The sequence below is a fragment of the Kribbella sp. VKM Ac-2568 genome (genome assembly GCF_004345365.1).
Lineage (GTDB): Bacteria > Actinomycetota > Actinomycetes > Propionibacteriales > Kribbellaceae > Kribbella > Kribbella orskensis.
The window spans coordinates 171106-191412 of the sequence record NZ_SLVF01000015.1; the positions used below are offsets into that span (position 1 = coordinate 171106).

A 20307-nucleotide genomic window follows, 5' to 3' on the forward strand; every position below is an offset into this window, starting at 1 on the left:
CTATCTCCCGTAGACGCGTTCGCCCGGTGGCCAGCGGGTGATCGTCACCGGGAGGTACTGGACCCGACGGCCGTGGCGGTCGGGTTCGCGGTAGACCAGCGAGTGCGCGAGGTAGCCCTCGTCGTCGCGGGCCGGGAAGTCGGTGCGCTGATGCGCCCCGCGTGACTCCTCACGCTGCAGTGCGCAGGTGATGATGCTCTCGGCAACGTCCAGCATGAACGACAGCTCGAGGAGGGCGACCAGCTCGGTGTTGAACGTCCGGCTGTGGTCGTCGACCGCCGCATCGGCGAACCGCAGTCGCAGCTCCTGCAGCTCATCGGCCGCCTTCGCCAGCGAGTCGCCGTCCCGGTAGATCCCCGCGCCGTTCTCCATCGCTGTCTGCATCTCGGTCCTGATGTCCGCGATCCGCTCGCGCCCCTCCGCGTGCCGCGTCAGCTCCCGCTCCAGCCGGTCTTCCTCGTCGCGGCCCTGCGCCAGAATCGCCGGCGGGATGGCGCCGCCGTACTGGCCGGCGAACACGGCGGCGGCCCGGCCGGCGCGGGTACCGAACACCAGGCACTCCGGCAGCGAGTTCGACCCCAGCCGGTTGGCGCCGTTGATGCTGACGCAGGCGACCTCCCCGGCGGCGTACAGACCCTGGATCGGCGTCGCACCATGGATGTCGGTGTGGATGCCGCCCATCATGTAGTGCACCACCGGGCGCACCGGGACCAGCTCGGTCACCGGGTCGATGTTCTGGTACTGCGAGCACAGCTCCCGCACGAAGGGGAGCTTGGCGTCGATGAGCTCGGCACCCAGATGGCGAAGGTCCAGATGCACGATCGGCCCGTACGGCGTATCGATGGTCCGGCCCTTGTCGAACTCGTGCACGAAGGCCTGTGACAACCGGTCGCGTGGTCCCAGCTCCATGCTGCGCATCACCGGAGTGGGTTCGGGGATGCCGAGGTCGTAGTCCTGCAGGTAGCGGTAGCCGTCCTTGTTGAGCAGCCAGCCGCCCTCGGCCCGGGCTGCCTCGGTGATCAGGATGCCGGTGAAGGGCAGGCCGGTCGGGTGGTACTGGACGAACTCCATGTCCTTGAGCGGTGCGCCCGCCCGGTAGGCGAGCGCCATGCCGTCACCGGTCTTGATGTTGGCGTTCGTGGTGAACGGGTAGACCCGGCCACACCCCCCGGTGCACACGATCACGGCGCTGGCGGTGATGGTCTCGGTCCGCCCGGTGGCGAGTTCGATGGCGACGACGCCGTACGTCCTCCCGTTGTCGACCAGGAGCTTCGTGACGTACCACTCGTCGTACCGGACGACATCGGGAAACGAGAGCACGGTCTGGAAGAGCGTGTGCAGCATGTGGAAGCCGGTCCGGTCGGCGGCGAACCAGGTGCGCTTCTTCTTCATCCCGCCGAAGGCTCGTACGGCGGTGTGCCCGTCCGGCTGGCGGCTCCAGGGACAGCCCCAGTGCTCCAGCCGGAGCAGTTCACGGGGAGCCTCGGCGACGAAGGCCTCGACCGCATCCTGATCGCACAACCAGTCGCTGCCCGACACGGTGTCGTAAGCGTGCTCGTCGAGGCTGTCGTCGTCGGCGGCGACACCCGCGGCTCCGCCCTCAGCAGACACCGTGTGGCTGCGCATCGGGTAGACCTTCGACACGATCGCCACCCGCAGCCGCGGATTGGTCTCGGCCACCGCGATGGCCGCGCGCAACCCGGCGCCGCCGCCACCGATCACCAGAACGTCATGAAACGCGCTCATCGACGGCCGGTCATGCTTCGTGGTCGCCGCTGTGCTCGTCCATCAGGACCTTTCCGTCGTGGCGGATGGTCCTGATCCGCATGCTGCCGTCGTGGAACTCGTGCTTGACCCGACGGCAGCCGCACGAGTACGTCACATCGTCGAAGCGAAGACCCTCGAGGTCGTCGTCCTTGCTGCGATCACCGTCCACGAGCCGTCCGCAAGGCGCTCGCTCCCCGGTGAAGTGGGTAATGGTCCCGGTCATCACCAACCTCCTCGGCTGCCCGAATGTTTGTGACTCACATCACACCTAGATAGTGCCCCTCGCACCTCCCCGCGGCAATGGCTGCGCTTGTTCGCAGACCCTGCTCAACCCGGGCCGGCCGGAGTACGTTTGAACTTTCAAGGTGATGCCCGCCCCGTTCCGGGCGCGGTGTGCCCGGCTCGACGGACACCACCTCCGGCCCCTCAGGCTGCAACGGAGGTAGGGACATGAGCAGCTGGAACCCCATGTCGTACGAGGGCAAGGAAACCATTCTCCGGGTGGTCCGGGACGAGGCCGAGCAGTTCTTCGACCTGGTCGACAGCGAGGAAGCCTGGGAGGCGCCGACCGGTGCCGGCCACTGGCAGGTTCGCGACACCGTGGCACACATCGCCGACACCACCGAGGCGTACTTCGTCGCGTTCGATGCGGCCAGGGCTCATACCGAGGTGCCGGCGGCCTATGGGCTGCCAGGCATGGCGGAGCGGGTCGACAAGCAGGCCCTCGCGCTGCGCGACGTCCCCCGGACCGAGCTGGTCGAACGGCTTCGCGGCGACTTCGACAAGATCATGGAGACCTTCGACGCCCTCGGACCGGAGGATTGGGGCGGGCTGACCGTGCCGCATTTCTACATGGGCCCGTTGCCTTCGTTCTTCTTCCCCGCCTTCCAGTTGATGGACTACGGCGTCCATTCCTGGGATGTGCGGCAGGGCACCGGCCGGGCGCACGGCCTGACCGGCGAGGCGGCCGACCTGCTCGTGCCGTTCATGTACGTCCTGTGGCAGTACACGACCGGAGTCAACGAGCCCTGCGAGCTGGGCATCCGGATCACCAGCGGCCCGAACGCCGGCGACACCCGGGTCCTGGTCGGGACCGAGGGCATGTCGTACGAGTCCGGAGAAGTGAACGACCTGACTACGGTCCTGGAGTTCGACCCCGGCAGTTTCGTGCTGACCGCCTTCGGCCGGAGCAACTCCGGGACGATCCGCGGCGATCGCGCCGTCGCCGATCGCTATCTCAACCTGTTCTTCCGCATCTGAGCTGGAGTTCGGGACGCTGGATCGGCGGCGCGAACGGGATCAGCGGACCAGCGCGGACACCAGCGTCGCCGCCGTCTCCCGCAACCGCGCGGGGTCGCCGTACACCCGCTCCAGTACGGCGAGGGCGCGGGTGTGCGCGACGACCAGCCGCGCCGCCTCGCGCCGTTCCACCGTCAGGCCGGCCGCCGACAACGCCTCGAACACCAACTCCTCCAGGTCATCGAGCAGCTTGCGTACGGCGTCCTCCACCGCGCCCGGGTCCGCCTCGACCGCAGTACGGGTCGAGAGGCAACCGCGTGACGGTGATCCGGTGGTGATCGAAGCGATGCAGCAGTCGAAGAACCGGAGCAACGCTTCGCGGGGATCCGACGGCGTCAGAGCCTCGGCGACCCGGGCGAGGAAGTCGTTCGCGAACTGGTCGAAGAGGCGGAGGAAGAGTTGCTCCTTGCCGCCGTACGCGTGGTACAGCGAACCCCGCTGCACTCCGGTCGCGGTGGCGAGGTCGAGCATCGACGTGGCCCGGAACCCTTTCGTCCAGAAGACGTCGAGCGCCGCCGCGTACGCCTGCTGCTCGTCGAACTGCCGAACTCCGGCCATCAGGTCGTCAGTACCGCAGGCGCTGACCGTTCGACCCAGTTGCGCACGAGGCTGCCGTCACGTACCTCCCACACGGCGGTCCCGGTGAACCCGATCGGCTCGCCGATCGCCGCGCTGTGCAGGTAGCCGAAGTTCGTGCCGGTGATCCGCCAGCGCGAGGTCACCCGGCTGCCGTCGGCGTTCTCGAACGTCTCCACCACGTGTATGCGCAGGTCGGGCAGTTCGGCCAGGAACGCGGCCACCCAGGCCTTGAAGGCATCTCGCCCGACGATGTCGCGCCCGCCGTTCGTGATCACGAAGTCCTCGACCACGAACCGGTCGACCGCCTCGGGGTCGTGCGCGTTCCAGACCTGCTCCCAGAATGCTTCGACGAGCTCGCTCGACGTCATCAGTGCTCCCATGTTTGACAGTGGTGTCAAACATACCTGATGCCCGGTCGGTGCGGTGCCGAACTGTCCAGCCTCTAGGGTGCTGGCCATGGCGACGGCGGAGCGGGCACCGAAGAAGCAGGCGGCACCGAAGAAGCAGACGGGACCGGAGGAGGACACGGTGACCGGGTCCGCCCCGGTTGCCGAGGGCCCGGTGGACGACCTCACGATGACGCAGCACGTGCTGACGATCGGGCGGCGGAAGCTGAAGTACACGGCCACCACCGGGCGGATCGTGCTGCGCCAGGAGGTGCTGACCGAGGGCAAGTTCGACGGGCACCTGCCGAAGGCCGAGGTGTTCCTCACCGCCTACACCCTCGACGACGCGGACGCCTCGGACCGGCCGGTGACGTTCGCGTTCAACGGTGGACCCGGGTCGTCGAGTCTGTGGCTGCACATGGGGCTGCTCGGCCCGCGGCGCGTCGTCTCGGGTGATGCCGGCGACCTCGCGCCCCCGCCGTACGGGCTGGTGGACAACGCGGAGACGTTGCTGCGGCACAGCGACCTGGTGTTCATCGACCCGGTATCGACGGGCTACTCGCGCGCGGTCGCAGGGGAGAAGCCGGGGGAGTACCACGGGTTCACCCGCGACCTGGAGTCGGTCGGCGAGATGATCCGGCTGTGGACCTCGCGCAACGGCCGCTGGATGTCGCCGAAGTTCCTGGCCGGCGAGTCCTACGGTACGACGCGCGCCGCCGGGCTGGCCGCGCATCTGCAGGACCGGTACGGGATGTACCTGAACGGGGTGATGCTGATCTCCGCGGTACTGGAGTTCGGCACGCTGGACTTCACCCCGGGCAACGATCTGCCGTTCACGCTCTTCCTGCCGTCGTACGCCGCGGTCGCGCACTACCACGGGTTGATCCCGGACCGGGAGCTGGCGGAGGTGCTCGCCGACGCGGAGCGCTTCGCGGCCGGCCGCTACCCCAATGCCCTTGCCCAGGGCAACCGGTTGCCGGCGGACTACCGGGCCGAGGTGCTCACCCGGCTGGCGGGGCTGACCGGTCTGTCGGAGGACTATCTCGACCGGGTGAACCTGCGGATCGAGCACACCCGGTTCTTCGCGGAACTGCTGCGCTCGCGTCGTCAGGTGGCCGGCCGGCTGGACGGTCGCTTCACCGGCTGGGACGCGGACGCCGGTGGCGAGGTGTCGACCGACGACCCGTCGTTCCGGGCGATCATCGGCCCGTACACGGCGGCGGTGAACCACTACCTGCGCGCGGAGCTCGAGTACCTCAACGACCTGCCGTACGAGATCATCAGCAGCCAGGCGGCCAAGGACTGGTCCTTCAAGGAGTTCGAGAACAGTCACGTCAGCGTCGCGGACAAGCTGGCCGAGGCGATGCGGGCGAACCCGCACCTGAAGGTGCACGTGGCGTCGGGACACTACGACTGCGCGACGCCGTACTTCGCCACCGAGCACACGATCGGCCGGCTGCAGATCCCGGCGGAACTGCGCGACAACATCGAACTTTGTTACTACCCGGCGGGTCACATGATGTACGTCCACGAGCCGTCGCGGGTGCAGCAGTCCAAGGATCTCGCGGCCTTCATCCAGGGAGCCTCCAACCGGTGACGTCCGTTCCGCCTCGACGCGTTACTTGCCACCGGCAACATAATCTCCAAGACCGCCGCCGGCGAGCACGCCCTCACCACCTTCCCCACCTGGACCGACCTCATCACCCGCTCCCTGACCCACCGCTCCGGCCACCCCACCACTTCACCATCGCCGACGCCAGATCAGCAGTCCCCTACGGCCGCGAAGTAGTCACCACAGCCCTCGCCCTCTAAGGGCTCAGGAGGGGTAGAGGCGGAAGCCTGACAGCGTGTGCTGGTCGAGCGACGCGTAGAAGGCTTCTGCGGTGTCGCTGACCAGGTCTACTCGGTGGTCCAGCCTTCTGTGGTGGAGAGGGCTAGTGCTCCGGGGAGGTGGGTGGCGGCGTAGCGGAGTACGGTCGCCGGGGGTTCACGGGAGGGTGAGGATCTCGGCGCCGGTGTCGGTGACGAGCAGGGTGTGCTCGAACTGGGCCGTGCGCGAGTGGTCCTTGGTGGTGGCGGTCCAGCCGTCGTCCCAGAGATCGTAGTCGTAGGACCCGAGGGTGAGCATCGGCTCGATCGTGAACGTCATGCCCGGCTCGATCACGTCGTCGAACCGCTCGTCGTCGTAGTGCGGGATGATCAGCCCGGAGTGGAACGCGGTGGCGATGCCGTGCCCGGTGAAGTCGCGGACGACGCCGTAGCCGAAGCGCTTCGCGTACGACTCGATCACGCGGCCGATGATGCTGACCTGACGGCCGGGCTTCACCGCCTTGATACCGCGGTTCAGCGCCTCGCGGGTGCGCTCGACCAGCAGCCGGCTCTCCTCGTCGACGTCGCCGACCAGGAAGGTCGCGTTGGTGTCGCCGTGCACGCCGTCGAGGAACGCGGTGATGTCCACGTTGACGATGTCGCCGTCCTCGAGCGGGCGGTCGTCGGGGATGCCGTGGCAGATCACCTCGTTCACCGAGGTGCACAGCGACTTCGGGTAGTTGCGGTAGCCGAGGGTCGACGGATAGGCGCCACGCTCGACCAGGTAGTCGTGGCCGATCGCGTCCAGCTCATCCGTGGTGACTCCGGGCTTCGCAGCGGCACCGACAGCCTCGAGCGCCTGCGCGGCGAGCTGGCCGGCGACGCGCATCTTCGCCACCAGCTCGGGCGCGGTGACATAGGACCCGTCGTACGGCGTCGGCGCGGGCTTGTCGACGTAGTCCGGCCGGGGAATGGACGCGGGTACCGGACGGCGAGGCGAGATGATGCCAGGAGTGAGAAGCGACATGGTGAGATCATTCTAGTTAGCTGCGACAAGACTCCCGGGAGGTGGTCAGCGGTTATGGCCGACGATCACAGCAACGAGTGGTACTACAACGTCAAGACCGGCAAGGTCGAGCCGTACGACGGTGACCGCGCCGCGGAGCGACTAGGTCCCTACAGCTCGCCGGAAGAAGCGGCCCGGGCGCTGGAGAAGGTCCAGGAACGCAACGAGGCCTGGGACAACGACCCCAAGTGGAACGACGACTGACCATCACCTGAGCACGGCTGAGGGGCACCACCGCATTCGGTGGTGCCCCTCAGTGTCGTGGTGCGAACTCGCGATCAGGCCTTCTTCGCCGCGGCCGTGCGAGCCGGGGCCTTCCGCGCGGTCGTCGCCCGCTTGGCGACGGTCTTGCGGGCCGGGGCCTTCTTGGCAGCCACCTTGCGGACGGGTGCCTTCTTGGCCGCGACCTTCTTCGCGGGTGCCTTCTTCGCTGCGACCTTGCGGGTCGGTGCCTTCTTGGCGACGGTCTTCTTGGCCGTCGTCTTCTTGGCGGGGGCCTTCTTGGCCACGGTCTTCTTCGCGGTCGTCTTCTTGGCCGGCGCCTTCTTCGCGACGACCTTCTTGGCGGCGACCTTCCGGGCCGGGGCCTTCTTCGCCGTCGTCTTCTTCGCGGCGGTCTTCTTCGCAGTCGTCTTCTTTGCGGCCGTCTTCTTGGCGGGGGCCTTGGAGACCGCCTTCTTCGCCGCACTCACCTTCTTCGTCACTGTCTTCTTCGCTGCGGTGACCTTGCGCGCGATGGTCGCGGCGCTGGTCTTCTTGGCGACAGTCTTCTTGGCGGGAGAAGCCTTTTTGGCTGTCGCCTTCCCTGCGGCTGCCTTTGTGGCTGGCACTCTGCCTCCTTGGTGCGGCTGAGGAAAACCACGGTGGATTCCTCGTCGTCATGATGATGACAACAGTTGGTGCGTACGTAAAGCACCCGAAACGTCAGCACGTTAAGGCGTCCCGGCGGCCAATCCGGGCGAAAAGTCCGAAAATCCTTGTAGAGAAGGGTTTCCGGTGCGCGTCGAGCTTGCCCGATGGGCTGTGAGATTTGTTGGCGACACGCGCAGAGAAACGGTGCCGAACAGCCGTTTCGCGGTGTCGCGGCGAAGTGTTGTCATCGGCAACCTCTCCTCACAGCACACGTCGAACGCACCTCGAACGCACGGTGAACGCACCGTCGAACGGTCGCTGGAACGGTCTGCGATGCTGTTGTGCAGGCGATCGAAGAGAGGTGCTGAACGCATGCACGACGACCAGGAAACGGTTGTCTCGTTGCCGTCGCCACTGCGCCGAGTCGTGAGCATCGTGCCGTCGCTGACAGAGGCTGTCGCGGCAACGCACGCGCACTTGCTGATCGGCGCGACGGACTGGTGCACGCATCCCGCGGACCTCGACGTGACGCGCGTGCGTGGCACCAAGAACCCGGACGTCGAACTGATTCGCAACCTCGCGCCGGATGTCGTCATCGCGAACGCCGAAGAGAATCGCGACGCCGATCTCGACGCGTTGCGCGCCGCCGGGATCGCGGTCTGGGTCACCGCACCGACGACCGTCGGCGAATCACTCGACTCACTGGAGCGAATGCTCTCGGCAATCACCGGCGAGGTCCCGCAGTGGCTCGACGACGCCCGCGCGGTTTGGCGGACGCCGTACCGCGGACCGCGCCGGCGGGCGGTGATTCCGATCTGGCGGCGGCCGTGGATGGTTTTGGGACGCGACACCTTCGCCGGTGATCTGCTGCAAAGACTCGGCGTCGACAATGTCTTCGCGGATTCCCCGCAGCGTTATCCGAAGGTCGACCCGGACGCCTTACCGGAGTACGACTTGGTGGTGTTGCCGGACGAGCCTTACGCGTTCTCGCCCGCGGACGGGCCGGAGGCCTTCGAGCGGCCGAGCCGGTGTATATCCGGACGGCACCTGACCTGGTACGGACCGTCACTGGTGGAGGCTCGGTCACTGCTGATCGAACAGCTGCAGTGAGGTGCGACACGGTCGTTGTGAGGTCAGGTAGACGGTTAGGGCAGGCTCACCTACGCTTGCCGGGTGCCGTCCATGACCGCGAAGAAGAAGTGCTGCAAGGACAAGCCGAGGTGCAAGAAGTGCCCGGTCGTCCTGAAGCGCCTCAGTGACGCCGGCTGCGCCGAGCGCCTCGATCTGCGGCACTACCTCGTGGACAATAAGCTCAAGAAGAAGGTCCTGAAGAGGGCCCGCGAGCGCTGATCAGGACGCCTCGCGGTACCTGATCGCCTCGACCGCCTGCCGCAGCAGATTCGGGATGGTGATGTGCGCGGCCTGTCCGGTCGCCTCCAGCTCGTCCGGGTGCCACCAGCCGTGATCGCTGATCGTCTCCAGCTCGAGCTGTTCCTGGTTGGCGAAGCTCACCTCGACGGCGTCGACGCCGACGGCGAAGAACGTCTGGTGCTGGATGATCGGGCAGCCGCCCCACTCGAACTCGATCTCGTTCGTCGCCACCGGCTCGCCCAGCTGGTGGGCGGGCAGCAGGATGCCGACCTCCTCGCGCAGTTCGCGGATCCCGGCCTGCTTCACCGTCTCGCCGGGCTCGACGCCACCGCCGATGGTGAACCAGTACGGCGTCTGCGGGCGCAGCGGGTCCCAGCCGTGCAGCAGCAGCACCTTGCCGTCCGGGCGGACAGGCAGGACGCGGGCCGTCTTGCGCCGGACGACGGTGCCAGGTGGTGGCAGGCGGGTATCAGTCACACCTCAAAACGCTACCGACCGCTTCGCACCTTCGAGTGTTCGTGCGGCGCGTCTCACATCGAGCGAGCGTCGCCGCGTTGGTCGCCGGTGAGACGATCGCAGCATGACTGCGCGGATCGGACTGGGACTGGCGGCAATCGGACGACCGGGGTACATCAACCTCGGACACGATCAGGACCTCCCGCCGCGCCGCGAGGTCGAGGACCTCCGCCGCCGGACGCACGAACTGCTGGAGCAGGCCTGGAAAGCGGGTGTCCGGTACTTCGACGCCGCGCGCTCCTACGGTCTGGCGGAACAGTTCCTAGGGGAGTGGCTGACTCCCGAACGGCGTAGCGAGCTGACGGTGGGTTCGAAGTGGGGCTACACCTACGTCGCCGATTGGCGGCACGACGCGGACACCCACGAGGTGAAGGACCACTCGCTCGCCACCTTCGAGCGGCAGTGGCCCGAGACCCTGCAGGCGCTTGGTGGTCCGCCCGACTTCTACCTCGTCCACAGCCTTACGACGGACAGCCCGGCTCTCGACGACAAGGGCCTGCTCGACCGACTCGCGAAGTTGGCGGATACCGGAGTACGGGTCGGGCTGTCGACGAGTGGTCCGCGTCAGGCGGAGACGCTGCAAAAGGCTTTGGAGCTCGGTGGTCCGTTCTCCGCGGTTCAGGCGACGTGGAACGTGCTGGAGACCTCGGTCGGTCCGGCGCTGGCCGAGGTCCACGACGCCGGCTGGTTCGTCGTCGTCAAGGAAGCCGTCGCCAACGGACGCCTGACCTCGAGGGCAGGGGAGACCCCCTTCAACGAGTTCGCGGCACAACACGGCGTCGCGCCGGACTCCCTCGCCATCGGTGCGGCCGCCGCCCAGCCCTGGGCCGACGTGGTACTGAGCGGCGCAACCACCGCCGAGCAACTGAAAAGCAACCTCGCACCCGAGAACCGCGGCCCACTCACAGAGTTCGTCGAGGAGCCCTACGAGTACTGGTCCGAGCGCTCAGCCCTTCCCTGGATCTAGGCCGGTCCTCGATCTAGATCCACGGGGTCAGAAGGTGTGATCGTCGGTGGGGAAGGTGCCGTTGGCTACCTCGGCGGCGTAGGTGGTCGCTGCGGTGGTGAGGATGCCGCGGAGGTCGGCGTACTGCTTGACGAAGCGGGGCATCGGGCCGGAGCGGAGGCCGGCCATGTCCTGCCAGACGAGGACCTGGGCGTCCGTGTCGCGGCCGGCGCCGATGCCGATCGTCGGGACCGGGATGCGCTTGGTGATCTCCGCGGCGACATCGCCCGGCACCATCTCCAGTACCACCGAGAACGCACCCGCCTCGGCCAGCGCGACCGCGTCGTCGATCAGCCCGGCCGCCTGGTCACCACGTCCCTGGACGCGGTAGCCGCCGATGCTGTGCTCGCTCTGTGGGGTGAAACCGATGTGGGCCATCACCGGGATGCCGGCCTGGGTCAGCTTCTCGACCGCCGGTACGACGGTCCGGCCGCCTTCCAGTTTCACCGCGTGGACGCCGGCCTCCTTCATGAACCGGACGGCCGTGTGGAAGGCCTGCTCGGGCGACGCCTGGTACGAACCGAACGGCAGGTCCGCGACGACCAGCGCCCGCTCGACCGCGCCGGCGACCGCCCGCGCGAGCGGGATCAGTTCGTCGACAGTGACCCGCAGGGTCGACTCATAGCCGAAGACGTTGTTCGCGGCGGAGTCGCCGACCAGCAGTACGGGGATGCCGGACTCGTCGAAGATCTCGGCGGTGTACTGGTCGTACGCCGTGAGCATCGCCCACTTCTCGCCGCGGTTCTTCATGTCGCGCAGGTGATGGATCCGGTACCTGCGCGGCCGCTTGCCGGCATCCGTCGGAGTACCGCCGGACGCGCCGGTGGTCGCCGAGGCGCCGGTCGAACCGGTGCTGTTGGTGACCGTGCCGGGAGTACTCGCAGACGGCTGGGCACGACGGGCAGCACGGCGCGATCCCGTCAAGTCCTGACTTACCTGGCTGGGTGCGTCCTGCTGCACACCAGCACGACGTCGACCCCCGGCTGGCCGCTGCTCGCTGGAAGTTGGTGAAGCGCTCACAGGTGCATTGCTTTCGTACTCCGCTGATGGGTCCGACGGGTAGCCGTTGGCCGCACTGGCCGCGGCACTGAGTGGGGTCGAACCAGGAGTTGGTGCAGGCCCGGTCCAGCCTGTCGGATCTTGAGTGCTCGGTCCAGTTCTGGTCGCACCGGGCCCGCCGGTCGCCGGGGCGTTCGGGTTGGCCGGGGCGTCCGAACCAGAGCCGCCTGCGGTTGGTGCGTTGGCTGGTCCGCTTGAAGCCGCGCTCGAAGAAGGCGCGCTCGAAGAAGGCGCGCTCGAAGAAGGCGCGCTCGACGCACGGCCGTTGGAAGCCGGGTTGCCGGCGGTCGGCTGCGTGGGGCCGGGCGGCGTGGTGCCGTTCGAGGCCTTCGACTGAGGTCCACCGGACGCGGGGCCCGAAGCCAGGCCGTTGGAACCACCGGAGCCCAGATCCTCGGAACCCAGCCCGGAGCTCAGGCCGTTGGAACCCGGCCCGTTGGAAGTCAGGCCGTTGGAGGTCAGCCCGTTCGATCCCGGGCCGCGTGAGCTCAGGCCGTTGGAACTCAGGTTGTTGGAGCCGAGACCGTGCGAGCCGAGTCCGTTCGCCGACGGGTTGGCGCCGGGCTGCACCGGCGGTGGCGGCGGAGTGGAAGACGAGAGTCCGTTGGACTGCGACGAACCCGGGGTGGCGTTGCTCCAGCCGTTGCTCGAACCGTGTGGCGTCACGCCGTTGCCGGCAGCACTCGTTCCGGAAGCACTCGGCGCACCCGGCCGCGGTCCCTGCCCAGGACCACCAGCTTGAGCCTGTCCACCTGGTTGCGCAGGGCCACCCGCCGGCGTTGGGCCAGCAGGACCTGCAGCACCCGGGCGGTTCTGCGGTTGGCCGGGAGCGAACGGGTTCTGCTGCGGCTGAGTCCGGAACGGACTCTGCTCTTGCTGCGCCAACCGCTCCTGCGCGGCACGTTCCTGAGCCGCACGTTCCTGCGACACCCGCTCTTGGGTGGCACGCTCCTGAGCCGCCCGGTCCTGGGCAGCACGCTCCTGCGCGGCACGCTCACGAGCAGCCCGCTCCTGCACAGCCCGTTCCTGAGCAGCACGTTCCTGAGCAGCACGTTCCCGGGCAGCACGTTCTTGCGCAGCGCGTTCCTGGACGGCGCGTTCCTGAGCCGCGCGCTCCTGCGCAGCCCGCTCCCGCAGAGCGCGTTCCTGCAAAGGACGTTCCTGCGTCGGCTCCTCGTACGACGGCCGCGGCGCGAACGGCGACTCGTCGTACGACGGCTCGCGGTACTGCTCGCGATCAGACGGCTCCCCGTACGACGGCTCGCCGTACCCCTGCTGATAGCCACCGGCCGGCGGGTACTCCGGCTCCGGCGGCGGACCCGGCAGGAACGGCGGCTTCGGCACGTACGGCTGCTGGGGCACGGGTCCACGCTCGTAGGACCGGGGCGCGTTCGGCAGCGACGGGGACGGGTCGAGGCCGTCCAGCGCCGTCGAGCGGTCGCGCCAGCCGTCGCCGGAACGGTCCGGTTCGGCATAGCCGTACTCCGAGCGGTGGTGCTCCTCGGTTGTCCGGTTCTTCGGTCCGGTCCCGTACGGCGCCGGCATCTCGTCATCGGCGTCGCCGTTGGTACCGGCCGACAGGAAGATGTCAACCATGCCCTCATCGTCCCACCGTTGCGGAGGGTGAGCGCTACCGCCCGTAGGTGAGTGCTCGCTCACACCGGACCGAGGCGGGGTCGGGTCGGCATCGATGCCGCGTTCGGGCACGTCCCAGTCGTCCGCGGCGTCCGGAGACTCCGGCGGGAAGAACGGACTGTCGTTGAATGGGCGGTTACGCCAGGATCCGCTCAGGTCTCCCTCACCTTCCTCGCGTCCTCACGCCAAGCGTTCGTGATCGGCAGCCGCCGGTCCCGGCCGAAGGCCTTGTGGGTGATCTTCGGACCCGGAGGATACTGCCGTCGCTTGTACTCCGCTTTGTCGACCAGCTGGATCACCTTGCTGACGAGCTCGGTGTCGAACCCGGCGGCGACGAGCTCGGCCGTACCGCGGTCCTGCTCGACGTAGTCGTCCAGCATGTCGTCGAGCAGGTCGTACGGCGGCAGCGAGTCGGTGTCGACCTGGCCCGGGCGGAGCTCGGCCGACGGCGGCTTGGCGATCGCGTTCTCCGGGATCGGCGGCTGCTGGCCGCGTTCCTTCGCGTCGGCGTTGCGCCACTTGGCCAGCCGCCAGACCACGGTCTTCGGCACGTCCTTCAGCGGCGCGTACCCGCCGACCGCGTCGCCGTAGATGGTGGAGTAGCCGACGGCCAGCTCAGACTTGTTGCCACAGGCAAGCACCAGGTGGCCGTCGGCGTTCGACAGCCCCATCCAGATCACCGCGCGTACCCGTGCCTGCAGGTTCTCCTCGGCCAGGCCGGTCAGCCCGAGCGTGTCGAGGAACGGCTGCACCATCGGCTGGATCGGCACCACCCGGTAGTTCAGCCCGGTCCGCGCGGCCAGTTCGGCGGCGTCGTCCTTGGAGTGGTCGCTGGAGTAGACGCTCGGGTTGGAGATGCCGAACACGTGCTCGGCGCCGATCGCGTCGCAGGCGATCGCGGCCACCAATGAGGAGTCGATCCCACCCGACAGCCCGAGCAGCACGGACTTGAACCCGTTCTTCTGGACGTAGTCGCGCAGCCCGGTCACGATCGCGCCGTACATCTCGGCCTCGTCGGACAGCCGCGGCGCCTGCGCGCTCGCGATCGGCTCGTACTCCGGCAGGGGGTCCTCGTGCAGCACGGTGTGCACGATGCGGATGCCCTCGTGCTCGCCGCCCGGCGTACCGGTGGGGGCGGCCAGGTCGAGGTCGACCACCATGCTGCCCTGCTCGAACTGCGGCGCGCGGGCGAATACCTTGCCCTCGGCATCGGCGATCAGCGAGTCGCCGTCGAAGACCAGTTCGTCCTGGCCGCCGATCAGGTTCACGTAGGCCAGCGGGCAGCCGGCCTCGCGGGCCCGGCGGCTGACCAGTTCACCGCGGACGTCGTCCTTGTTCGCCTCGTACGGCGAGCTGTTCACCACCAGCAGGAGTCCCGCACCGGCGGCGCGGGTGGCCGCCACCGGGCCGCCGTCCTGCCAGAGGTCCTCGCAGATCACCAGGGCGACGTCGACGCCGTGGACCCGGATCACCTGCAGGGTGTCGCCGGGGACGAAGTGCCGGAACTCGTCGAAGACGCCGTAGTTCGGCAGGTGGTGCTTGACCGCGCTGGCGACGACCTCACCCTGGTGGATCACGGCCGCGGAGTTGGTGGGGGATCCTTTCGGGCGACCCAGCCGATCGATGCCCATCGCCGTACCGGTGGCGCGGTCGAGGTAGCCGCAGATCACCACGATCTCGCCGAGACCCTCCTCGGCCAGCCGGGCCGCGAGCTTGCGCAGCTTGACCTGGGAGGCGGTCACGAACGACTGCCGCAGGGCCAGGTCCTCGACCGGATAACCGGTCAGCGCCAGCTCCGGAAAGGCGACCACGTGGGCGCCCCGCTCGACGGCGTTGCGCGTCCAGGAAACGATCTTGTCGGTGTTCCCATCGATGTCACCGACCGTCACGTTGAGCTGAGCGAGAGCAACCCGAAGCTGAGGCACGGGAGCACCCTACTGGTCGGTCGACCCTCTTTCGACCAAGTCCGCGGGATCTTGACCATTTCTGCGCGAGCGCACAGACGAAGGTCGCGGCGGCCGATACTTTGTGCGGCTGCCGGACCGCCGCACAGCCGCTTCAGTGGGGGCGTGACTTCTTCTGGGAGCGGACCTGAGAGCGGACCGACGGGGGTCTCGGCGCGGGCGCTGGGGCCGGATCTGGCCCGCGGGTTCATGCTGCTGTTCATCGCGCTGGCGAACTCGCACTACTTCCTGCAGGGCAGGTCCGTACTCGGCGGCTTCCCGCAGGACGGATCGGACCTCGATCCAGTGGTCACCTGGCTGATCGCGACCTTCGTCGACGGCCGGGCGTTCCCGATGTTCGGCCTCCTGTTCGGGTACGGCATCGCGCGGATCGCGGCCCGGCAGACGGAGGCCGGCCGGTCCTGGCGATCGACCAGGTTGCTGCTCTGGCGGCGGTCCCTTTTCTTGGTCGTGCTGGGTTTCGTCGACGCGATGCTGTTCTACGTCGGCGACATCCTGGGCGCGTACGGCGTCCTGCTGTTCCTCGGCGTCTGGGCGTTGCGCTGGAAGGACAGGACGATCCTGCTGGTCGCGCTGTTCTTCTACCTGCTGAGCTGGGCGGGTTCGGTCATGCCGCGCTGATCGTGCTGATCGCGATGTGGCTCAGCGCGGGGCCCGGGCCGATCACCCTGGCCGTGGCGGCGGACCGGTCGCCGGGGGCCGCTGGAGGTTCTGATCCGCCGCTTCACCTACCGGACGTCGTCGGCCTCGATCTCGGCGGTGTAGGAGGTGATGCCGACCAGCCAGCCCTGGACGAACTCGTACACGTCGCAGGACCGGACGAACGAGCTCTGCCACCTCGCGTCGACGTACTTGGCGACGGTGTCGACGGCGACCGCGTCGGTCCCGATCACGCTCTTGAACCGAAGGAACTGGGTCGACGTGCGGGACAGTTGCTCGAGGGACTGCTCGCAGGCGACCTTCACCTGGTCGGGTCCCTCCAGCCGGGCGGCGCCGACCAGTACCCACTCGACCTGCGGGTGGAGATAGTCGTAGACCTCCCGGAACCGGTGGCTCGAGAAGGCCTCGGCGATCTGCTGGATGGTGGGCATCCTGGTGTCCCTTCGCTGCGCGTCCGGCCCACATTCTCACCACGGCGCCGCCGGAGGATGAAACCAGGCTGGTGTGTAATGGCGGCGTGACGAGCGGGCAGCAGCGGACGGAGGACGGCTCCAGACCAGACGGTTCCAGACCAGACGGTTCGGGGCCGGACGGACCGGACAGCCGGCTCCGCCTGGGCCGGGTGGGTAAGGCGGTCCGGATCCTCGTCGCGCTGGCCGGGATCGGGCTGCTGATCAACGGCTCGGTGCGCGCCACCGACGACGTCTGGCCGTTCGGCCCGATGTCGCAGTACGCCGGGGCGGTGGCCGACGACGCGTCGATCACCTACACCCGGATCAGCGCGCAGACCGACGCCGGCACCACGGTCGACGTACCGCTGAACATCGAGGGCGCCGGCGTGGCCCGGGCCGAGATCGAGGCCCGGACCGGGGAGATCGTCGCGGACCCGTCGCTGCTCCAGTCGGTCGCCGACGGGTGGGCGCGCAAGCACCCGGACCAGCCGAAGTACGTGAAGCTCGAGCTGATCCGGGACACCACCACGCTGGTCAAGGGCCGGGTCGAGGGCCCGCCGAAGGCCGAGGTCCTCGCCACCTGGCAGGTGCGCCGATGAGCGCGGCAGCCACCCGGACGCAGAGAGCCCTGAACTGGTTCACCCCGGCGATCGCGCTGGCCCGGATCGCGTGGCTGCGGACGATCCTCTACCTGTTCGTCATCCTCGACATGCATGCCTTCGTCCGCGACACCCGGCTCAAGGGCGAGCACCCCGGGCTCTACCAGCCGCTGTTCCTGGCCCGGCTGTTCGACCTGCCGAAACCGTCCGTGGCGAACACGACCACCCTGTACGTCGTACTGATCGTCGCGTGTCTGGTGGCGTCCACCAACAGGTTGCCGCGGCTGGCCGGCTGGATCGTCGCCCCGGCGTTCACCTGGTGGGTGCTGATCGGGATGAGCGACGGCAAGGTCGACCACGACCACCTGGCGCTCGTGGTCGCGCTCTGGGTGCTGCCGACGGTGGCCCCGCGCACCAAGGGCCGGAACTGGAAGTGGCGCCGGGAGGTCTCGCCGTACGCGGACCAGACCAGGTCCGAGGCGGCCGGCTGGGCGATCAAGTGCGTCCAGATCTCGGTGATCGCCACCTACTTCCTGTCCGCTGTCGCGAAGCTGCGCGGCTCCGGGTGGACGCTGGCCTGGCCCGGGAGCGCGATCCTGACCTGGGCGATCGTGCGGCGGCCGCACCCGGTGGGCGAGTGGCTGCTGCACCACCCGTGGATGCTGCACGTGATGCAGTGGGTCGGCATCATCGGCGAGTTCCTGTCCCCGGTGATCCTCTGGCTCAAGGGCCGCTGGCAGTTGCTCGGGGCGCTCTTCTTCATCGGGTTCCACCTCGCCAACACGGCGATCCTGCTGATCCACTTCCTGCCGACCGTGGTCTGCTGGCTGGCGTTCGCGCCGATGGAGCGGATCGTGCCCTGGTTCAAGCAGCGCTGGGGGCCGAACAGCTCAGACAGCCCGAACAGCTCGAGCAGCTCAGCCGGCGACGCCGGAGAGGCCGAAGACCAGGCCGAAGAGGGCCGGCAGGCCAAGGAGCAGGCCGGCGCGTAGCCGGAAGCGGCGGCCGCCGGGGCCCGGAGTACGGACCACTCGGGACAGCACCGCACCGGCGTACCCGAAGACGAACGCGGCGAGCAGGATCTGCTTCGTCGGCAGGGTGCCGTCGGCGTCGGTCAGGGCGAGCGTGACCAGGCCGGGGCAGCAGAAGGCGAACATGCCGAAACCGAGCTCCGGGATCGGCAGCCAGCGGCGCCCGAGGACGTCCAGCTCGGCGGGTCGCTTCTGCTGGACCGAACGGACGAACCGGGCCGTGCTGAGCAGCAGATCACTGGCGCAGAGGAGCCCGGCCACGATCAGGGCGGCGTGGAAGATCGTCTGCACCCGACGAAGATTAGTCCTCCGGCGTACTGGTCTGATGCGGCAGGGCGCAGGCGGGCGTGCCGCCGGGCATCCTCTCCCGGTTGTTCGCGATCAGCCGGTAGACGCCCGCCGCCGGCCAGCGCACCGGTGGGAGCGTGATCACCGTGCCGAGCACCCGCCAGGCGCCGCCGCTGTGGATCAGCCACCGCGCGAACGCCTGCGCGCCGCCGTGGATCCGCCCGGCCTGGTCCACCCAGAGCACCTCGTACGTCGCCCGCTCCGCGGTGGTCCCGTACGCCGCGAGGTCGGTGAACTGGCAGGGCTCCACCAGCACGCTGCCGCCCAGTTTTCCCTGCAGCCAGCGGGCGCTCGTCGTACAGAAGGCGCAGTCGCCGTCGAAGATCAGGATCGGCGTCTGGATCGGACTCTGGATCGGACTCTGGATCGGACTCTGGGCCACGGCTGTACGGTACGCCGAGGCCGGTTTCGCCGGAGGCGCCCACCAGCACGTAACGTCTGCTTAACAGAGGCGGGGCAGACTGTGTGAGGCTCGCTCGACAAGTGTTTCCCGACGCATGAGAGGTGGACTCGCCGATGGACAAGCAGCAGGAGTTCGTGCTGCGCGCGCTCGAGGAGCGCGACGTACGGTTCGTTCGGCTCTGGTTCACCGACGTGCTCGGGTTCCTGAAGTCGGTCGCGGTGGCGCCGGCCGAGCTGGAGGGCGCGTTCGCCGAGGGGATCGGGTTCGACGGCTCCGCGATCGAGGGCTTCGCCCGGGTGACCGAGGCGGACATGCTGGCCAAGCCGGACCCGTCGACGTTCCAGATCCTGCCCTGGCGGGGCGAGACGATGGGCACCGCGCGGATGTTCTGCGACATCAACATGCCCGACGGCTCGGCGTCCTTCGCCGACCCGCGGCACGTGCTGAAGCGGACCCTGTCGAAGGCGGCCGACCTCGGCTTCACCTTCTACACCCACCCCGAGATCGAGTTCTACCTGTTCAAGTCGCTGACCGGCGCGCCCGGCACGTACCCCGAACCGGTCGACTCCTCCGGGTACTTCGACCACACCCCGCAGGGCATCGGCAACGACTTCCGCCGCGAGGCGATCACGATGCTCGAGTCGATGGGCATCTCGGTCGAGTTCAGCCACCACGAGGGCGGCCCGGGCCAGCAGGAGATCGACCTGCGGTACGCCGACGCGCTGAGCACGGCCGACAACATCATGACCTTCCGGGTGGTCGTGAAGGAGGTGGCGCTGAGCCAAGGCATCTACGCCTCGTTCATGCCGAAGCCGCTGAGCGACCAGCCGGGCTCCGGGATGCACACCCACATGTCGCTGTTCGAGGGCGACCGGAACGCGTTCTTCGAGGGCGGCGCGCAGTACCAGCTGTCCAAGACCGGCCGCGCGTTCATCGCCGGGCTGCTGCACCACGCCGCCGAGATCACCGCCGTCACCAACCAGTGGGTGAACTCCTACAAGCGGCTCGCGGTCGGCGACGAGGCGCCCTCGTTCATCTCGTGGGGCCATAACAACCGCTCCGCGCTGGTCCGGGTGCCGATGTACAAGCCGCACAAGGGGCAGTCGAGCCGGGTGGAGTTCCGCTCGCTGGACTCGGCCGCGAACCCGTACCTCGCGTTCGCGCTGATGCTGGCAGCCGGGCTGAAGGGCATCGAGGAGGGGTACGAGCTGCCCCGCGAGGCCGAGGACGACGTCTGGTCGCTGACCAGCCGCGAACGTCGCGCGCTCGGGATCAAGCCGCTGCCGAGCAGCCTGGCCGAGGCGATCCAGGCGATGGAGGACAGCGAACTGGTCGCCGAGACCCTCGGCGAGCACGTCTTCGACTTCTTCCTCCGCAACAAGCGCGCCGAGTGGCAGGACTACCGCCGCCAGGTGACGCCGTTCGAGCTGAACAAGCTGCTGCCCGTCCTCTGACCGACTCCCTGCGACGGAGTCGCAGGTAGTTACTGCTTGCCGCGTTATAAC

Annotated in this window: 22 protein-coding genes; 10 read left to right on the forward strand and 12 right to left on the reverse strand. The window is 68.4% G+C overall.

Features of this window, described 5'->3' with window-relative positions; all coding sequences use genetic code 11:
• Both frdA and EV648_RS35445 read right to left on the reverse strand, forming a co-directional pair.
• Nucleotides 1–1746: a fumarate reductase (quinol) flavoprotein subunit gene (frdA, locus tag EV648_RS35440; RefSeq protein WP_132299636.1), complete on the reverse strand. Its 1746-nt coding sequence runs from the start codon at nucleotides 1744–1746 to the stop codon at nucleotides 1–3.
• A gap of 10 nt (nucleotides 1747–1756) precedes the next feature.
• Complete coding sequence (locus EV648_RS35445; protein ID WP_132299638.1) at nucleotides 1757–1990, reverse strand: hypothetical protein; 234 nt, start codon at nucleotides 1988–1990, stop codon at nucleotides 1757–1759.
• 227 nt (nucleotides 1991–2217) lie between these two features.
• Between EV648_RS35445 and EV648_RS35450 the strand changes: the two genes are divergently transcribed.
• Nucleotides 2218–3027 (forward strand): maleylpyruvate isomerase N-terminal domain-containing protein, encoded by an 810-nt coding sequence (locus tag EV648_RS35450; protein WP_199234995.1) that lies wholly within the window; start codon nucleotides 2218–2220, stop codon nucleotides 3025–3027.
• Between the two features lie 39 nt (nucleotides 3028–3066).
• On the opposite strand, the gene EV648_RS35455 is transcribed toward EV648_RS35450, so the two are convergent.
• Together EV648_RS35455 and EV648_RS35460 are read right to left on the reverse strand one after the other, a co-directional pair.
• Nucleotides 3067–3624: a TetR/AcrR family transcriptional regulator gene (locus EV648_RS35455; protein WP_132299640.1), complete on the reverse strand. Its 558-nt coding sequence runs from the start codon at nucleotides 3622–3624 to the stop codon at nucleotides 3067–3069.
• Nucleotides 3624–4013 carry an ester cyclase gene (locus EV648_RS35460; protein ID WP_199234996.1) on the reverse strand — a complete coding sequence of 130 codons (390 nt, stop codon included), beginning with the start codon at nucleotides 4011–4013 and terminating at the stop codon, nucleotides 3624–3626. Before EV648_RS35460 ends, EV648_RS35455 begins: the two co-directional genes overlap by 1 nt.
• Nucleotides 4014–4101: 88 nt before the next feature.
• Between EV648_RS35460 and EV648_RS35465 the strand changes: the two genes are divergently transcribed.
• Nucleotides 4102–5628: a S10 family peptidase gene (locus tag EV648_RS35465; RefSeq protein ID WP_132299644.1), complete on the forward strand. Its 1527-nt coding sequence runs from the start codon at nucleotides 4102–4104 to the stop codon at nucleotides 5626–5628.
• A 390-nt stretch (nucleotides 5629–6018) separates the two neighbouring features.
• On the opposite strand, the gene map is transcribed toward EV648_RS35465, so the two are convergent.
• Nucleotides 6019–6867 (reverse strand): type I methionyl aminopeptidase, encoded by an 849-nt coding sequence (gene map / locus EV648_RS35470; protein ID WP_132299646.1) that lies wholly within the window; start codon nucleotides 6865–6867, stop codon nucleotides 6019–6021.
• A 54-nt stretch (nucleotides 6868–6921) separates the two neighbouring features.
• On the opposite strand from map, the gene EV648_RS35475 reads away from it, so the two are divergent.
• A complete protein-coding gene (locus EV648_RS35475) occupies nucleotides 6922–7110 on the forward strand; it encodes a hypothetical protein (RefSeq protein WP_132299648.1) in 189 nt (62 codons plus the stop codon).
• A gap of 74 nt (nucleotides 7111–7184) precedes the next feature.
• Here EV648_RS35475 and EV648_RS35480 read toward each other — a convergent pair whose 3' ends face one another.
• Nucleotides 7185–7736: a histone H1-like repetitive region-containing protein gene (locus tag EV648_RS35480; protein WP_132299650.1), complete on the reverse strand. Its 552-nt coding sequence runs from the start codon at nucleotides 7734–7736 to the stop codon at nucleotides 7185–7187.
• 394 nt (nucleotides 7737–8130) lie between these two features.
• Here EV648_RS35480 and EV648_RS35485 point away from each other — a divergent pair, with 394 nt between their 5' ends.
• Both EV648_RS35485 and EV648_RS43490 read left to right on the forward strand, forming a co-directional pair.
• Entirely contained in the window at nucleotides 8131–8868 is a 738-nt protein-coding gene (locus tag EV648_RS35485; protein WP_132299752.1) for a helical backbone metal receptor, read from the forward strand.
• Nucleotides 8869–8940: 72 nt separating this feature from the next.
• The gene (locus EV648_RS43490) at nucleotides 8941–9108 is read left to right on the forward strand and encodes a hypothetical protein (RefSeq protein ID WP_199234997.1); all 168 of its coding nucleotides are present in this window, start codon (nucleotides 8941–8943) and stop codon (nucleotides 9106–9108) included.
• Here the strand turns inward: EV648_RS43490 and EV648_RS35490 are convergent, their stop codons facing one another.
• Nucleotides 9109–9606: an NUDIX hydrolase gene (locus EV648_RS35490; protein WP_132299652.1), complete on the reverse strand. Its 498-nt coding sequence runs from the start codon at nucleotides 9604–9606 to the stop codon at nucleotides 9109–9111.
• 103 nt (nucleotides 9607–9709) lie between these two features.
• Between EV648_RS35490 and EV648_RS35495 the strand changes: the two genes are divergently transcribed.
• Complete coding sequence (locus tag EV648_RS35495) at nucleotides 9710–10612, forward strand: aldo/keto reductase (protein WP_132299654.1); 903 nt, start codon at nucleotides 9710–9712, stop codon at nucleotides 10610–10612.
• Nucleotides 10613–10639: 27 nt separating this feature from the next.
• On the opposite strand, the gene panB is transcribed toward EV648_RS35495, so the two are convergent.
• Both panB and EV648_RS35505 read right to left on the reverse strand, forming a co-directional pair.
• Nucleotides 10640–13306: a 3-methyl-2-oxobutanoate hydroxymethyltransferase gene (gene panB / locus EV648_RS45375; protein ID WP_241995923.1), complete on the reverse strand. Its 2667-nt coding sequence runs from the start codon at nucleotides 13304–13306 to the stop codon at nucleotides 10640–10642.
• A 191-nt stretch (nucleotides 13307–13497) separates the two neighbouring features.
• A complete protein-coding gene (locus tag EV648_RS35505; RefSeq protein WP_132299656.1) occupies nucleotides 13498–15270 on the reverse strand; it encodes an NAD+ synthase in 1773 nt (590 codons plus the stop codon).
• Between the two features lie 144 nt (nucleotides 15271–15414).
• On the opposite strand from EV648_RS35505, the gene EV648_RS35510 reads away from it, so the two are divergent.
• Nucleotides 15415–15930, forward strand: a complete 516-nt coding sequence (locus EV648_RS35510; protein WP_241995924.1) for a DUF418 domain-containing protein — start codon at nucleotides 15415–15417, stop codon at nucleotides 15928–15930.
• Nucleotides 15931–16037: 107 nt separating this feature from the next.
• Here the strand turns inward: EV648_RS35510 and EV648_RS35515 are convergent, their stop codons facing one another.
• Nucleotides 16038–16400 (reverse strand): nuclear transport factor 2 family protein, encoded by a 363-nt coding sequence (locus EV648_RS35515; RefSeq protein WP_132299658.1) that lies wholly within the window; start codon nucleotides 16398–16400, stop codon nucleotides 16038–16040.
• An 86-nt stretch (nucleotides 16401–16486) separates the two neighbouring features.
• On the opposite strand from EV648_RS35515, the gene EV648_RS35520 reads away from it, so the two are divergent.
• Together EV648_RS35520 and EV648_RS35525 are read left to right on the forward strand one after the other, a co-directional pair.
• Nucleotides 16487–17020: a hypothetical protein gene (locus tag EV648_RS35520; RefSeq protein ID WP_241995925.1), complete on the forward strand. Its 534-nt coding sequence runs from the start codon at nucleotides 16487–16489 to the stop codon at nucleotides 17018–17020.
• Complete coding sequence (locus EV648_RS35525) at nucleotides 17017–18012, forward strand: HTTM domain-containing protein (RefSeq protein ID WP_132299660.1); 996 nt, start codon at nucleotides 17017–17019, stop codon at nucleotides 18010–18012. The genes EV648_RS35520 and EV648_RS35525 overlap by 4 nt, the downstream gene beginning before the upstream one ends.
• On the opposite strand, the gene EV648_RS35530 is transcribed toward EV648_RS35525, so the two are convergent.
• Together EV648_RS35530 and EV648_RS35535 are read right to left on the reverse strand one after the other, a co-directional pair.
• Nucleotides 17938–18342 carry a hypothetical protein gene (locus tag EV648_RS35530; protein WP_132187721.1) on the reverse strand — a complete coding sequence of 135 codons (405 nt, stop codon included), beginning with the start codon at nucleotides 18340–18342 and terminating at the stop codon, nucleotides 17938–17940. The two genes, EV648_RS35525 and EV648_RS35530, sit on opposite strands and share 75 nt — an antisense overlap.
• Nucleotides 18343–18352: 10 nt before the next feature.
• Nucleotides 18353–18781 (reverse strand): thiol-disulfide oxidoreductase DCC family protein, encoded by a 429-nt coding sequence (locus EV648_RS35535; RefSeq protein ID WP_241995926.1) that lies wholly within the window; start codon nucleotides 18779–18781, stop codon nucleotides 18353–18355.
• 134 nt (nucleotides 18782–18915) lie between these two features.
• Between EV648_RS35535 and glnA the strand changes: the two genes are divergently transcribed.
• Nucleotides 18916–20256 carry a type I glutamate--ammonia ligase gene (glnA, locus tag EV648_RS35540; protein ID WP_132299662.1) on the forward strand — a complete coding sequence of 447 codons (1341 nt, stop codon included), beginning with the start codon at nucleotides 18916–18918 and terminating at the stop codon, nucleotides 20254–20256.
• Nucleotides 20257–20307: the final 51 nt, after the last annotated feature.

Excerpts from the sequence above, each read along its gene's own strand:
- map (WP_132299646.1), bottom strand. The coding sequence starts at position 6,867 with ATGTCGCTTCTCACTCCTGGCATCATCTCGCCTCGCCGTCCGGTACCC.
- EV648_RS35485 (WP_132299752.1), top strand. The coding sequence starts at position 8,131 with ATGCACGACGACCAGGAAACGGTTGTCTCGTTGCCGTCGCCACTGCGC.
- EV648_RS35465 (WP_132299644.1), top strand. The coding sequence starts at position 4,102 with ATGGCGACGGCGGAGCGGGCACCGAAGAAGCAGGCGGCACCGAAGAAG.
- EV648_RS35475 (WP_132299648.1), top strand. The coding sequence starts at position 6,922 with ATGGCCGACGATCACAGCAACGAGTGGTACTACAACGTCAAGACCGGC.
- EV648_RS35450 (WP_199234995.1), top strand. The coding sequence starts at position 2,218 with ATGAGCAGCTGGAACCCCATGTCGTACGAGGGCAAGGAAACCATTCTC.
- frdA (WP_132299636.1), bottom strand. The coding sequence starts at position 1,746 with ATGAGCGCGTTTCATGACGTTCTGGTGATCGGTGGCGGCGGCGCCGGG.
- EV648_RS35445 (WP_132299638.1), bottom strand. The coding sequence starts at position 1,990 with ATGACCGGGACCATTACCCACTTCACCGGGGAGCGAGCGCCTTGCGGA.
- glnA (WP_132299662.1), top strand. The coding sequence starts at position 18,916 with ATGGACAAGCAGCAGGAGTTCGTGCTGCGCGCGCTCGAGGAGCGCGAC.
- panB (WP_241995923.1), bottom strand. The coding sequence starts at position 13,306 with ATGGTTGACATCTTCCTGTCGGCCGGTACCAACGGCGACGCCGATGAC.
- EV648_RS35495 (WP_132299654.1), top strand. The coding sequence starts at position 9,710 with ATGACTGCGCGGATCGGACTGGGACTGGCGGCAATCGGACGACCGGGG.
- EV648_RS35460 (WP_199234996.1), bottom strand. The coding sequence starts at position 4,013 with ATGACGTCGAGCGAGCTCGTCGAAGCATTCTGGGAGCAGGTCTGGAAC.
- EV648_RS35515 (WP_132299658.1), bottom strand. The coding sequence starts at position 16,400 with ATGCCCACCATCCAGCAGATCGCCGAGGCCTTCTCGAGCCACCGGTTC.
- EV648_RS35525 (WP_132299660.1), top strand. The coding sequence starts at position 17,017 with ATGAGCGCGGCAGCCACCCGGACGCAGAGAGCCCTGAACTGGTTCACC.
- EV648_RS35455 (WP_132299640.1), bottom strand. The coding sequence starts at position 3,624 with ATGGCCGGAGTTCGGCAGTTCGACGAGCAGCAGGCGTACGCGGCGGCG.
- EV648_RS43490 (WP_199234997.1), top strand. The coding sequence starts at position 8,941 with ATGACCGCGAAGAAGAAGTGCTGCAAGGACAAGCCGAGGTGCAAGAAG.